Annotated in this window: 11 protein-coding genes; 5 read left to right on the top strand and 6 right to left on the bottom strand. The window is 33.1% G+C overall.

All coding sequences use genetic code 11. The features are described 5' to 3' along the window. Positions 1-142 precede the first annotated feature (142 nt). The 5 genes from ACXAHM_RS03375 to ACXAHM_RS03355 all read left to right on the top strand — a co-directional run bounded on the left by ACXAHM_RS03375 (position 143) and on the right by ACXAHM_RS03355 (position 6,880). The gene (locus ACXAHM_RS03375) at positions 143-2,083 is read left to right on the top strand and encodes a DUF885 family protein (RefSeq protein WP_474958984.1); all 1,941 of its coding nucleotides are present in this window, start codon (positions 143-145) and stop codon (positions 2,081-2,083) included. A gap of 102 nt (positions 2,084-2,185) precedes the next feature. Further along, positions 2,186-2,941 (top strand): alpha/beta fold hydrolase, encoded by a 756-nt coding sequence (locus tag ACXAHM_RS03370; protein WP_474958983.1) that lies wholly within the window; start codon positions 2,186-2,188, stop codon positions 2,939-2,941. Positions 2,942-3,106: 165 nt separating this feature from the next. Further along, on the top strand, positions 3,107-3,778 hold the full coding sequence (locus ACXAHM_RS03365; protein WP_474958982.1) for a CBS domain-containing protein: 672 nt from the start codon (positions 3,107-3,109) through the stop codon (positions 3,776-3,778). A 2-nt stretch (positions 3,779-3,780) separates the two neighbouring features. After that, positions 3,781-4,668 carry an NAD kinase gene (locus ACXAHM_RS03360; protein ID WP_474958981.1) on the top strand — a complete coding sequence of 296 codons (888 nt, stop codon included), beginning with the start codon at positions 3,781-3,783 and terminating at the stop codon, positions 4,666-4,668. Between the two features lie 73 nt (positions 4,669-4,741). After that, on the top strand, positions 4,742-6,880 hold the full coding sequence (locus ACXAHM_RS03355) for a M3 family metallopeptidase (RefSeq protein WP_474958980.1): 2,139 nt from the start codon (positions 4,742-4,744) through the stop codon (positions 6,878-6,880). 181 nt (positions 6,881-7,061) lie between these two features. Here the strand turns inward: ACXAHM_RS03355 and recQ are convergent, their stop codons facing one another. The 6 genes from recQ to miaA all read right to left on the bottom strand — a co-directional run bounded on the left by recQ (position 7,062) and on the right by miaA (position 15,116). Further along, on the bottom strand, positions 7,062-9,236 hold the full coding sequence (gene recQ / locus ACXAHM_RS03350) for a DNA helicase RecQ (protein ID WP_474958979.1): 2,175 nt from the start codon (positions 9,234-9,236) through the stop codon (positions 7,062-7,064). A gap of 279 nt (positions 9,237-9,515) precedes the next feature. Then, complete coding sequence (locus ACXAHM_RS03345) at positions 9,516-10,568, bottom strand: response regulator (protein ID WP_474958978.1); 1,053 nt, start codon at positions 10,566-10,568, stop codon at positions 9,516-9,518. Then, on the bottom strand, positions 10,540-12,228 hold the full coding sequence (locus ACXAHM_RS03340) for a sensor histidine kinase (RefSeq protein WP_474958977.1): 1,689 nt from the start codon (positions 12,226-12,228) through the stop codon (positions 10,540-10,542). The genes ACXAHM_RS03345 and ACXAHM_RS03340 overlap by 29 nt, the downstream gene beginning before the upstream one ends. 11 nt (positions 12,229-12,239) lie before the next feature. Beyond that, a complete protein-coding gene (locus ACXAHM_RS03335) occupies positions 12,240-12,665 on the bottom strand; it encodes a response regulator (protein ID WP_474959034.1) in 426 nt (141 codons plus the stop codon). A gap of 44 nt (positions 12,666-12,709) precedes the next feature. Then, positions 12,710-14,200, bottom strand: a complete 1,491-nt coding sequence (locus ACXAHM_RS03330; protein WP_474958976.1) for a PAS domain-containing sensor histidine kinase — start codon at positions 14,198-14,200, stop codon at positions 12,710-12,712. A gap of 10 nt (positions 14,201-14,210) precedes the next feature. Then, entirely contained in the window at positions 14,211-15,116 is a 906-nt protein-coding gene (gene miaA / locus ACXAHM_RS03325) for a tRNA (adenosine(37)-N6)-dimethylallyltransferase MiaA (RefSeq protein WP_474958975.1), read from the bottom strand. Between the last annotated feature and the right edge of the window lie 27 nt (positions 15,117-15,143).

Below are 15,143 nucleotides of genomic sequence, written 5' to 3'. Positions count from 1 at the left end.
ATTTATTAGGCTAGTATATGCAAATGTATTAGAATAAGGTTGAAAAGTTTCACCTTTAAGGTAGAAAGTTATCTTATAAATTCACTTACGTGGCTTCAATTTTGTTAGAATTTACGCTTAAAATAGAGAAGATTTTTTCTTAATGAGTAATTATAAATTAAATAAGGAATACCAAAAGTTTTACTTGAAGAAAGTAGGTTATCATTTTATCAATAAATGGACAGTATACCTTCGAGCGTTAATATTAATAGCAATATTGATTACTCTCGGTGACCGTTTGAATATATGGTACTTTAAACCTTCAAAACTATACACTCTTCTCGATCGATTTTTTTATGACTACGCAAAAGAACACCCTGAAGTACTTACCAAAACAAAAGCATTTAAATGGCCTTATATATCTAGTGGGTCAGAAGGAAAATTAAATGATGTATCTACATTCCAAGTAGAATTTGATTCGTTATATGTTCAAAAAGAATATGAATTTCTAGATAGATATAACCTTAATGAAATGACCGCAGATGAGCAATTATCTGCTAAAACGTTTCGCTATATCATTGAACAAGAGATCCTTGAGAAATTATTATTTAAAAATACAAAGTTTCCTATTGACCATGTTCAAGGAATACAGGTACAATTACCTATGTTTATGTTGAACTGTCATACGATCAACTCAACATCAGATGCAAAAAACTACATCAGTCGGTTAATCGATGCTCAGGATAAAATTTCAGAACTAATTACAGGAAATAAACTTAATCCTAAAGGGACAAGTGAAAAAATAACAACAAAAAATATTCTATTTAGACGTTCAAACGAATCGTTGGAAGAAGCTATTCATCACTTTCATGTCAATGATGCACTTACCATTCCACCTAAAAATGTATTGAACAAAGTAAAGGAACAACTTAAAGTGTTTTTATCTACTCCTGTTGAAGAAAATATATTTTATGTAGATTTTATCAATAAACTCGATAATCTTGAAGGTGAAGAATTGCTTACAAGTAAGAGAGAATTAAAATATGAACTCAAAAAAGCCATAGAAGGTGCTGTTATACCTTCGTTTGATGCTTTGTACAGAACGGTGTCTGAATTAGAAATACAAGCACCTGAAGAAATTACATCAATGCAATATAAATTTGGGGAGTTATATTATCAGCATTGTTTGAGAGCCTCACTTGGTATGAATGATGCCCATCTTGATTATCATTACAGACCAAAGAATTTATACTTTTTAGGTAAAAAAGAATTGTCAAAAGAGACAAGAAAACTTCATGAATTGCTAGATTCTGCAAATATTGCATCTGGCTCATTAAGAGAAAGAATTGATATTTTTGCAACAAAAGAACTGCAAATGACGCATCATGAGTATATGATGTTATTTGAAGATACTTTTATGGAGTTTGAAAAAGAAAGTTCAAAACATTATCCTATTGAGATTGGTTATTATCCAAGTCTAGCTCAAGGAACATTTATTGAACCTTTTTATTATGAGGGTAGTTTTGATAATACAAGAAAGAGTAAAATTTTCTTTTCTGATTCTATCAGTTTGTATAGTAAAATAGTTGTGAAACCGACTGCAATTGCCTATCAAAATGTGCATCAATGGTCGAATTCTAAACTTTTGAACCCTAATCTACCTTTATTCAGAAGAGGACTTTCAATGGAATACATTACTGAATTCTGGAAAAATGTAAGTATATACAAGCACTATAATAATGCAGACTTACACCAAAGAATCAGGTATCAACTATGGAAAGTTCATCAATATGCTTTTATGGTTTGTGATTTGGGAATTCACCATTATTTATGGACAAAAAAGGAAGCAGTGGAATATGTTTATGATAAATCAATCTTATCCGTTAGTGAATCAGAAAATATTGTAGATTTTTCGACTTCTTCTATTGGTTATTTGGCTGCAAAAGGTTTTGGTGTTCATTTATTAAATGAATATTTAAAGAATAAACATGAAGATTTTGATAGTCAATTAGTTATGGCTGAAATGCAAAACCTTTTTAAGGAAGGAGCTGTTTCTTTTTCAGAATTTAAAGATTTAATGTTTGTCAATAAATCTGAAAAATAGGTTCAACATTTTTTTAAACATGGTCAGAAAGTGCTAAAAGGTGAAATTAAATCTTATCTTTGCACGTATTTTTGAAACAAAGTTTTACAGTTAAGTAAAAATATGAGTCTAACAATCAGAGAAAAGCACGGCTTTAAATATATAGATGAAGGTGAGGGTGAAGTATTAGTCCTATTACATGGATTATTCGGAGCGTTAAGTAACTGGTCTGAGGTATTGAGCTACTTCTCAGGTCGCTACCGTGTCATTATTCCAATGTTGCCTATTTACGATTCACCTCGTAATGAATCAAACTTAGAAGGATTGGTTGCTTATACTGAAAAGTTTGTAGAAGTTTTTGAACTTGATAAATTTTCTTTATTAGGAAATAGCTTAGGTGGTCATGTTTCATTACTTTATACTTTAGCAAATCCAGAAAAAGTACAAAAACTTATCCTTACAGGTAGCTCAGGATTGTATGAGTCTGGAATGGGACTTTCATATCCCAAAAGAGGTAGTTATGAATTTATCAAAGATAGAGTAGGATATACTTTCTATGATCCTGAAGTAGCTACAAAAGAATTGGTTGATGAGTGTTATGAAGTGACTTCTGATAACGCGAAGTGTTTGAGAATTGTATATTATGCAAGATCAGCACAAAAGCACAACCTAAGAGATGAGTTAAATGAAATCAAATGTCCTACTTTGTTGGTTTGGGGATTGAATGATACAATCACACCTCCTTCAGCAGGTCATGAATTTAATAGAAAAATACCTAACTCTGAATTACATTTTATCGATAAATGTTGCCACGTACCGATGATGGAACATCCAAATCGATTCAATATGTTAGTAGACGATTTCTTGAGAAATAACTAACAATAATGTAGTTTAGAGAAACCTTTTAATCATTTCTCTAAATATATTTCGGAGATTTCGAATAGTAGTGATGACTATTCACAGATTGGGAGGTAAATATTGATGAAAGTCAATGTTTTATCTCCCAATTTGTTTATACTTATAGTTGAAACAAAAAATAATGGTATGCAGATAGCGAAAGAGTTAATATCAAAGACTTTACCCCATATAGACCCAAATACCTCTCTAGAACGTGTGTTTGCTTATTTTGAAGAGCATAACATCCTTTCACTTCCTGTTATTAAGGATGAGAAGTATATCGGTTTAGTGATGGAGCGTGATTTTTTTGATCTTGACTTAAGTGAAGGGGTGAAATCAGTGAAATTACCATTGTCATTTGAGGAAGTTTCTGTACTTCCAACAACACACTTATATGACATTCTAAGAGTTGTTGATGAATTTGATGTTGAAATAGTCCCTGTAGTGGATAAAGAAGGTGGGTATCATGGTGTGATCATCGTGGAAGATATGATGATGGAACTTGCACGTGCCCATGCTGATCAAATTGTAGGAAATATTGTTGCTTTAAGAATCGAAGCAATTCATTATTCATTAGAAGATCTTAGTAGATGGGTAGAATCTAACAATGTGAAAATATTAAGTGCATTTGTAGAATCTGATCCTAATGATCCACAGATGGTCATTGTTACGCTTAAATTAAACAAAGTGGAAGTAGATGCTGTAATCGCTACATTTGAAAGATTCAGTTTAAATGTGATCTATTCTTCCTCTTTTACAGAAGGTAAAGATGACAGCAAAGATAGACTAGATAATCTCTTAAGGTACCTAGAACTTTAAAAATGATAATAGCATTACACAGCCGTAAATTAGAAACTGAACGAAGCAAGTTTATTATAGATTCCATTAAATATATTCTCGGAAAAGAGGAATTGGAATTAATTATTTCAGATGCATTAGCGCCTTATTTAGAAAAAATAGAGCCTGAACTTTTCAAGCAACTACGCGTTTTTAGCACAACTGAAGATTTACGGGGTGTTGATTTTGTCATCTCTATCGGAGGTGATGGAACACTTCTACAAGCCTTGACGTACGTTCAAGAACTTGAAATTCCTATTGTAGGGGTCAATGCTGGAAGATTAGGTTTCTTGGCTTCTATTCAAAGAGAAAATTTCCAATCAACAATTGACGCTTTAATCAATGGGTTTTATTCTATTGAAGAAAGAACGATGCTTACACTAGTAAGTGATCGTGATGATCTTTTTGGTGGTATTAAATTTGGATTAAATGAATTTACTATTCTAAAAAGAGATACTTCCTCAATGATTGTTGTACATACCTATCTTAATGGTGAGTACCTAAATTCTTATTGGGCAGATGGTTTGATTGTATCCACACCTTCAGGTTCTACTGGATACTCTCTGTCAGTTGGAGGACCTGTTGTTATTCCAGGTTCTGAAAACTTTATTATCTCTCCTGTTTGTCCTCATAACCTTAATGTAAGACCATTAATCGTTTCTGATAATAGTATTATCTCTTTTGAAATTGAAGGAAGAAGTAAGAACTTCTTAGTTTCTTTAGATTCAAGATCGGAACCAGTGGATGCTTCTATTCAATTAGCAGTAAAGAAATGCCCTTTCAAAGCGAAGTTAGTAAGTATTGGAGGTTCAGAGAAATTCTTGGATACACTCAGAAAAAAGCTAAATTGGGGCTTAGATAATCGTAACTAGAAACACATACATAGGTTTGAAATAATTACTGTTTAAACCTAACTACAATAAATTAATAACAACTTATCAACAAATGAAGCAATTATTTAAATCGCTAATAGGTGTTGGTGTCCTTACGGCAACACTTTATAGCTGTTCATCTACCAAACAAGACGAGGTGAAAATGACTTCTAGCAACCCTCTTTTACAAGAATGGAAAGGTCCTTACGGAGGAGTTCCTGCTTTTGATCAAATGAATCTAGCAGATCTTCAAAGTGCAATTGAGGAAGGGATGGCTATGAAACTCAAAGAAATTGATATTATTGCTAATAATCCAGAAGCTCCCACTTTTGACAATACAATTGTTGCACTCGAAAAATCAGGAGCTCCTTTAGATAGAGCATTTACATACTATGGTATTTGGAGGAGTAATATGTCTTCACCTGAATTAAGAGAAATATCAAAAAACTTAGCACCAAAAATCTCTGATTATTCATCTAAAATTAATCAGAATGAAAAGCTTTTTCAACGTATTAAAACGGTTTATGAAGCTTCTCAAGAAAAGCCATTAGAACCAGAAGCTCAAAGAATTGTTGAACTGATCTACACAGGTTTTGTAATGGATGGAGCTGATCTTGATCCAGAGAAAAAGAAAAAGTATGCTGAGATTGATAAGAAATTATCATCTCTATATAACTCATTCTCGAACAATGTTCTTGCTGATGAAGAGCGTTATGTAGTTTATTTGAAAAAAGATCAATTAAGTGGTTTACCAGAGTCTTATGTAAAATCAGCTGCTAAAACGGCTGAAGAAAAAGGACATCCTGGTGAATATGCTATTACAAATACAAGATCATCTATGGAGCCTTTCTTAATGTACTCAGATGAAAGAGCATTAAGAAAAGAAGTGTGGACGAATTACATCAAGAGAGGGGATAACAGAGATGAACACGATAACAATAAAATCATCGCTGAAATCCTTCAATTAAGAGATGACAGAGTAGCTTTATTAGGCTATGACAATTATGCTACTTGGAGATTACAAAATAGAATGGCAAAGACGCCTGAAAATGCAATGGAGTTGATGGAAAAAGTATGGCAAGCTTCTACTGCTCGTGTTAAGGAAGAAGTGGCTGATATGCAAGCTGTAGCAAATAAACGAGGGGATAAAATCACAATCGAACCTTGGGATTACCGCTATTATGCTGAAAAAGTTCGTAAGGCAAAGTATGATTTGGATTCTGATGAAGTAAAACAATATCTTCAGTTAGAGAAATTAAGAGAGGCGATGTTCTTTGTGGCAGGGGAGCTTTTCAATTTTCAATTCAAAGCTTTAGAAGAAGGTAAAGTTCCTGTTTTTCAAGCTGATGTAAAGGTTTGGGAAGTAACAGATAAAACATCAGGTGAAGTTATCGGTTTATGGTATCTTGATCCATATGCTCGTAAAGGTAAGCGTTCTGGTGCTTGGGCGACAACATACAGAAGCTTCACTTCATACCAAGGAAAGAAAATTGTATTGGCTTCAAATAACTCTAACTTCATTAAGCCTGCTCCAGGTGAAGTTTCATTGGTGTCTTGGAGTGATGCTGAGACTTTCTTCCATGAATTTGGACATGCATTACACTTCTTGTCAGCAAATGTAAAATACCCAACTTCAAACAGTGGTGTAAGGGACTACACGGAATTCCAATCTCAATTATTAGAGCGTTGGTTATCGACTGATAAAGTAATCAATGGATTCTTGACACATCAAAAAACAGGAAAGCCAATGCCTGCATCATTAGTGAAAAAAATCGAAGCAGCCGCTTCATTTAATCAAGGATTCAGTACTACAGAATATTTAGCGTCAGCGTTAATGGATATTAAATACCATACTGTAGACCCTACGGATATTGATCCAGTGAAATTTGAAGAAGAAACATTGACATCATTAGGAATGCCTAAAGAAATTGTAATGCGCCATCGTTCAACCCAATTTGGACACGTATTCTCAGGCGAAGGATATGCAGCAGCATACTATGGATATCTTTGGGCAGATGTATTGACATCAGATGCAGCTGAAGTATTTGCAAATGCTCCTGAAGGGTTCTACGATAAAGATGTAGCTGATAAATTAGTGAAGTACTTATTTGCACCTCGAAATGCGATTGAACCCGCTGAAGCCTATAAAATGTTTAGAGGTAGAGATGCTGATAGTGAGGCATTAATGAGAGATAGAGGTTTTACGAAATAAATTCTTTCCAGTATTTATTGAGTTAAAAACTTAGAATGAAGAGTTAAGAATGAGTCATATAATCTTGTTCTTAACTCTTTTTTTGATACTCCTTATTTGTTATTAAAAAAAAGAAGAGCTAAAACCAGAATAACTAAATCCTTTCTTAACTCTTCATTTTTATGCTTATCTTCAAAAGATTCTACATCGCTACTTCTGATAAGAATTTTACTCTTACAAGGCGAATTTCATCTTCACCTATATCTTCATCTAATTCATCATAAGCATCATCGAGATCATCTGTATCGGCATTCATAAAGTAATCATAGATTTCATCTAAGCGATCTTCATCCATGATTGTATCGATATAATAATCAAGATTTAATTTTGTCCCAGAATCAACAATATTTTCGATTTCATCTAATACATCATCAAAAGATATTTTTAATGAATCGGCGATGTCTTCTATATCTTGTTTTCTGTCTATATGCTGAATAATTGTAATCTTAGCTTTTGATTTGTTGACCGTACTTTTAACGACAACATCTTTGGCGGTTACAATTTCATTTTGTTCCACATAATCTTGAATAATATCCAAGAAAGGTTTACCGAATTTTTTTGCTTTACCAGCACCAACACCATTGACTTGCATCAATTCTTCATTGGTGATTGGATAAACAGTAGCCATTTCCTCTAAAGAAGGTTCCTGGAAAATAGCATACGGTGGAATACCTTTTTGATGTGCAAGTTTCTTTCTTTTTGCCTTTAATAAATCAAATAGTTCTTTGTCAAAAGCATTAGTGACAACAGCTTCCTCATTAAGTGCTTCTAATTCAGAAGGCCATTGATAATCTTGAGTAAAATCAATATCAAAAGGATGTTCTAAGAACTCTTTACCTTTCTCTGTGATGCGAATTAAAGTAATCTGATCAACATCTTTCGCTAAAAGCCCATGAATCATGGATTGACGGATGATAGATTCCCAATGTTTATTATCAAATTCGCTACCCTTGCTAAAAGACTTAAGATCTGTATGATTATAGCTTTCTACATAGTCCGTTCTTGTCCCTGTCAATACATTACAGATATGTTCGATACCAAAACGTTCCTCTGTCTCTTGAACTGCCTGTAACACAAGAACAATATGATCTTTTGCATTAAAGGAAGTATGTTTTGCTTTACAATTATCGCAGTGTCCGCAGTTTTCCTTTACATTTTCACCAAAGTAATGTAACAACTGCTTTGTTCTACATACCGAAGAATAAGCATAATAACTCATTTCTTGTAAAAGAATATGAACATTCTCTCTCTCCGTTATAGATTTATCTTTATGAAATTTTTCAAGTTTAGCAATATCATCAGGACTAAAAAGCATCATACAGTAAGACTCTAATCCATCCCTACCTGCACGTCCTGTTTCCTGATAGTAACCCTCCAATGACTTTGGAGCATCATAATGCACAACAAAACGGACATCAGGTTTGTCGATACCCATACCGAAGGCAATTGTAGCGACAATAACATCACAATCTTCATTCAAGAAGGCGTCTTGATTTCCCATACGTTGAGAAGATTCCATGCCTGCATGATAAGGTTGTGCATTGATACCATTGATACGTAAAAACTCGGCAACTTCTTCTACCTTTTTACGACTCAAACAATAAACAATTCCTGATTTATTTTGATGATTACGAATAAATTTAATCAATTGTACCTTAGGATCTTTCTTAGGGTGTATCTCATAAAATAAATTATCCCTATGGAAAGAAGATAAGAAGATATTAGCATCTTCCATTCTAAGGTTCTTTTGGATATCAGCTCTTACTTTTGGTGTTGCTGTAGCAGTAAGAGCGATAATTGGAAGGTCTCCAATTTCCTCAATGATCTGTTTTATTCTTCTATATTCAGGCCTAAAATCATGTCCCCATTCTGAAATACAGTGGGCTTCATCAATTGCGATGAATGAGATATTAGACTTTTTAAGCAATTCTATATTGTCAGGTTTAGTCAAAGATTCTGGTGCAACATAAAGTAGTTTTGTTTTACCTTCTAGAGTTTCTTTTTTAACTCTATTGGATTCACTTTTACTTAATGTTGAGTTTAAGAAGCTTGCGTTAATTCCTAGTGCTTGAAGTTGATCAACTTGATTTTTCATAAGTGCGATCAAAGGAGAAATTACAATTGTAGTTCCTTCTTTGATAACTGCTGGCAATTGGTAGCAAAGAGACTTACCTGCACCTGTAGGCATGATCACAAAAGTGTTCTTGCCATCAAGTATATGTTGAATAATCACTTCCTGATTTCCACGAAACTGATTATACCCAAATACTTCTTTTAATTTATCTTTTAAAGGTGATTGTACATTCGTACTAGCCATATTCAAATTCTAATAAATTATCTAATCTAGATAAGTAAAAATAATTGGATGCTTTAATTATGTGTTTGCATAGATGAATACTAAAGCTTAAGTAGCATCTTCATTTTCTATATATGAATATACAAAAACACAATTAGTTTTCATAGTAGTAATTCCTAACCAATTGTAATAGTTCACTTTGAATTTATTTTTTTGAGTGGAGTAGAAGTGGAATATAGTCTAGGGTATAAAAAAACCCACATTTTTGAGATGTGGGTTAAATATATTTTTTGAAAAAAATTAATGACTCAATCGTTCTAATCGAGGTAAATTGATAATTGTAATGTTTTTATCTTTTATTTCAATTAATTTTTCATCTTTAAAATCAGAAAGGGTACGAATTAATGTTTCCTTAGCTGTACCAACGATTTTTGCTAAATCATCTCTTGTAATTGACATTCTTTCGTTTGGTCCTTGTTGATAGCGTTTGTCTAATTGTAATAATACTTCAGCAACTCTTTGTCTCACAGAACCATATGCTAATTTTAATAGTTTTTCTTCTTGTTCAATCACTTCTTTTGTCAATAACTTGATAAAAGCATGTGAAACGTCTCTATTATTATGAATTAAACTAAAGAAATCTTCTTTAGGAATCATTGTAATTTCACATTCTTCAAGTACCATAGCACTCTCAGGGTAAGTAACGTCTTTTAAAAGTGCAACATAACCTAAGAACTCGCCAGGGCCATGAATACCTGTGATATATTCTTTACCGTCTTCATTTGTCTTATAAGTTTTTACTTTACCACTTACTATTTGTAATAAAGCATTTGGGTGATCTCCTTCATAAAAGAGTACACTTTTCTTCTTATAAGTACGTGTTTTTCTATTTTCAGATAATTTCTCCAAGTTATTTAATCCTCTAGCATCACTGATGAAAGAGTCAAACCCTTCAGGAGATTGTTCATAATGCTTACGTACAGTATCAGATTTTTTAAGTCTACTTTCGATTGCATCTAATAATTCAACATCATCGAAAGGTTTAGCAATATAGTCATCAGCACCGTGGCTCATTCCTTTTCTAAAGTCTGTTTTTTCTGCTTTTGCAGTTAAGAAGATGAAAGGAATACTCGCTGTGTTAGGATCTTTAGATAAAGCGAATAATACACCATAACCATCTAATTCAGGCATCATGATGTCGCAGATGATTAAGTCAGGATTAGTAGTTCTAGCTTTTTCAACGCCCACTTTACCATTTTCAGCTGTTATTACGTCGTAATTTGATAATTCAAGTATTTCTGATGTGTTTTCACGCATCTCTAAATTATCCTCGATCAACAGTATTTTTTTCATTTGGAATATACTTTTTCGGTATTTTAATTGAGAATGTTGTACCCACGTCTTCTTTACTCTCGAAGGAGATAGATCCATTCAGCATTTCTAAGTATTTCGTCACAATATTCAATCCAAGGCCTGTTCCTTGGATATTTATTGCATTTTCAGCTCTAAAGAATCGATCAAATAAATGCACTTGATCTTTTTCAGGAATACCCATTCCTTCATCTTTAATGCTGATACTCAATTCATTTTCATCTATACAGGATTCAATCCAAATCCGGTCTCCTATGCCAGAGTATTTGATGGCGTTTGATAGTAAATTTATAATTATATTCTTCAGTATTTGGGGGTCTGTCTTAAATTGAGATACCCCTTCATGACTGATGATTATGTTCTGTCCTTGTTTGGTCATCGATGTCATCTCATCACACAATCCATCGATAAAATTATCGACATCAATTGTTGAACGGTGAACAAATTGCTTACCTTCCTCTAATTTACTAATTGATAAGAAATCATTCAAGATCTGTGTAAGATTATTAACGCTTGATTTGATACGTTTAATATGTTTCTCCTTTTTCTCTTGCTGTTCGACTGAATTATACCTCGAAATCAATGATACAGAAGACATTATAGTACTAAGAGGTGTTCTGAATTCATGAGATGCCATAGAGACAAATCGACTCTTTAATTCATTCAATTGACGCTCCTTAGTTAATGCTTTTTTGATTTCTTCTTCGGCTTTGGCTTGTTGTGTAACATTGAGCATTACAACCAAAACTTGTTTTGTTTGTCTTCTACTGTTCTTGATGGGAACAATGATAGAAGTGTAGTTTAAATCTTTATATCTGAAGTCAAAAATTACTTCTTCTCCTGTATCAATTACTTCCTTAGCGAGATGATAACATTTTTTGTATTCATCTGCTCGTGAAGGATCATTTTCAGAGAGAAATTTAAAGTATTGAGCACCTACAATTTTATCTGCATCAAGATCTAAGTCAGTAAAACCTGTACCATCAGCAAAAATATAATTTAGATTTTCATCTAAAACGGCAATTATACCATAAGGAAAATTATGAGCGATGATTTTATAAATCGCCTGACTCTTCAATAATTCATCTTCCGCTTTTTTTCGCTCAAATATTTGAAGCTCTAAATCTTCATTAGAACGTTGTAACGTTTTGATTGCATTATCAAGTTGTCTCGTACGATCTTGAACTCTTTGTTCTAATTGTTCATTAAGCTCTTGAATATGATTTAAATGCTTACTGTGAAGAATACTGTGGCGTATAGCTCTTTCTAATTGTTGAGGAGTAATTTGCCCTTTTACCAAGTAATCAGAAGCACCTGCAACCATGGCCTGTTCATCTACTTTCACATCGCCTTGCCCCGTCAGGAGAATAAATGGTTTAAAAGGTTTATTTTCCAAAGATTCTTTGATAAGATCGAGGCCACTTTTGGCACCAAGAAGGTAGTCTACAATGTAGACATCATGCGCCCCAAGATTGATGATTTCTAATGCATCTTCAAAATTAGGCACCCAATCCAATTTATAGTTGCGATAAGGGATATCATCCAAAACATCTTCTGTGATGATATAATCATCTTCGTCATCATCTATGAGTAGAACCTTTATGATTTGATTTTGTGAATCTGGCTGATGTGAAAAAGACATATTCAGTAGTATTAATTTGGTAGTCTTACGATTTGAAACCAATATTGATTGAGTGATTTTACAATATCAACCATGGATTCAAATGTGACTGGCTTTGTAATAAATGAGCTTACCCCCAAGTTATACGTTTTTGTAACATCTTCTTCATCATTAGAAGTTGTTAATACAACGACAGGGATTTTTCTTAATAACTCGTTTTCTTTTATTTCTTTTAGACATTCACGACCGTCTTTTTTAGGCATGTTTAAGTCTAATAAAATTAGATCTGGAATTGGAAATTTTTCCTCATCGGAAAAGTCACCTCTATGATTAAGGTAATCCATTAATTCTTCTCCATCTTCAACAAACTGAAGATTTGCAGATAACTTACTTTCTTCGAAGGCTTCTTCGGTTAACATTCGATCCTCTGGATCATCATCTGCATAAAGAATGGTCATCATAATATTTTAATAAAAATTGAATATATAATTTAAGAAAAAAATTAACTTTCTTCAAGATCAGTTTTTAAAGTGAAAGTAAAAGTTGTCCCTTCACCAATTTTACTTTTGGCAGTAATGTCTCCTCCATGACGTTGAGTGATTTTTTTACAAATTGCCAAACCAATTCCGGAACCATTGTACTTTCTGCCTTCTAAACGTTGGAAGATTTGGAAAATACGTTCGTTGTATTTTTCATCAAACCCAATACCATTATCAGAAATAGAAATTTCAATTTCATCAGGCTTAACTTCATTCGTTTTAGCATCTATTCTGATCTGTGGTGGTACATCTTCTTTCTTAAATTTAATAGCGTTAGATATAAGATTTTGAAAAAGTTGTCTTAGTTGAGTGATATCTCCTTTTATTGTTGGAAGTTCAACAGTGCGAATTACCGCTTCTGATTCGTTAATTGCAATTTCTAGATCAGATATAACATCCGTTAACACAGTATTAAGATCCACTTCTTCAAAAGGTTTAGCCTTAGATGAAATTCTAGAAAAACGAAGAAGATCCGTAATCAGTTGTTGCATTCTTTCCGCCGAATTCAACATTCGATGGATATAATCTTGACCCTTTGGAGATAGATTTTCTTTTTCTTTCTTACTTAAACGATCACCAAAAGCGCGAATCTTTCTTAATGGTTCTTGAAGATCATGCGAACTGACATAAGCGAAATCTTCTAATTCTCTATTTTTAAGAATTAGTTCTTGCATATATTGTTTTACCTTTTGCTCATTTTCCTTCCTTTCCGTAATATCTTCTGCGAAAATGATGATCCCGCTAATTTCATTGTCATTATTATACCAAGGATGAGCTTCCCATTCAATCCAAATATGATTTGTATTAAATCTCTCAATATAATCGGATTGATTTCCCGACTTTTCTCCTTTTAAAACTTTCTGGAAGATAGCATCCCAATGTTCTTTAAAGTGAGGAAGTGATTCTTGGATTGTTTTTCCCTCTAAATCCTCTTCAAGTCCTAATGTTTTTTTCCAACGATTACTTGCGATTAGGTAATTGAAATCTTTATCTAACATGGCAATAGCAGCCGGTGCATAGTCGGCATAATATTCCAAAAGCTGTTGCTGTTTGATGACCTGTAATTCAGCATTTTTACGCTTTGTTATATCATGGACAAAAGCTGCAACGTGAAATTCATCATGAATCATTAAATGACTGATGCTGACTTCAACATAGAAAATTTCCTTCTTTTTATTTTGTGCAATAAACTCCTTTCCCAATCCCATAGGACGGGTTTCGGGGTTTTTTATATAATTTTCTCTAAACTTCTTATGCATTTCTCTGATTGCATTAGGAAGTAGAGTTTCTAATTCTTTTCCGATTAATTCATCTTCATCATATCCGAAAATGGAGTTTCCCATAGGATTGATAGCAACGATTGTCCCTTTTTTATCACAAATAACAATTCCTTCTGAAGCGGAATAGAATAACTGTGATAAAAAATCACCTCTTTCTAATAACTTTTTGGGCATTATTGATAGGTTAATTGTTTTTAATGTAAGCGATCGCTTCTTCTAGTTGAGAAGGGTGGATCCAATGTGTAGTTTCATCTCGTTTAAACCAACTCAATTGTTTCTTAGCATACCTTCTGCTATTTCTTTTTAAATGCTCAACAGTAGTTTTCCAATCAAATTTTCCATCCCAGAAATCAAAAATTTCTTTGTAACCCACCGTTTGTAAAGCGTTTTTATCTTTATAGTCGGCCAAACTTTCAACTTCTTTAAGGAGACCATTGTTAAGCATTAAATCCATTCTCAGATTAATTCGATCGTATAATTCCTGACGGTCTCTAGTTAAGCCAATTTTTATAATTTTAAAAGGTCTTTCAGCTTTATATTTACTTCGTTGATCAGAATATTTTTTTCCGGTGATTTCCATCACCTCTAATGCTCTAATTACTCTTTGATAATTGGCTTTATCAACTTGATCATAATAGGTAGGGTCTTTTTCTTTTAGCTCTTCTAATAATGGGTCAATGCCTTCTGTTTGGTGACGAAGATTTAATTTATCTCTCACTTCAGGATCACTTGTAGGCATTGGATCGATACCATTGCAAACTGCATCTACATACATTCCTGAACCTCCGGAAAGAATTACATATTGATGTTTTTTAAAAAGTTTTTCAAGAAGTGATAAGGCATCTTTTTCGTAGTGACCAAAGCTATATTCTTGATCAATAGATAGGTGTCCAACAAAATAATGAGGGATTTCTTTCATTTCTTCAAGTGTAGGACGTGCTGTTCCAATTTGCATTTCCTTAAAAAACTGTCTTGAATCGGCATAAACAATCTCTGTAGAAAAGGCTCTAGCAAGCTCTACACAAAAATCTGTCTTCCCTACAGCTGTAGGACCTACAACAACTACTAATACTTTCTCTTTTTCTGACATCTTTTTTTATTTACCACTAAGATACAA

Source organism: Flammeovirga sp. AWQ4_249 (assembly GCF_056161045.1).
Note: the sequence above shows the minus strand (reverse complement) of the source record. Positions and strands in the feature narration are given on the sequence as shown.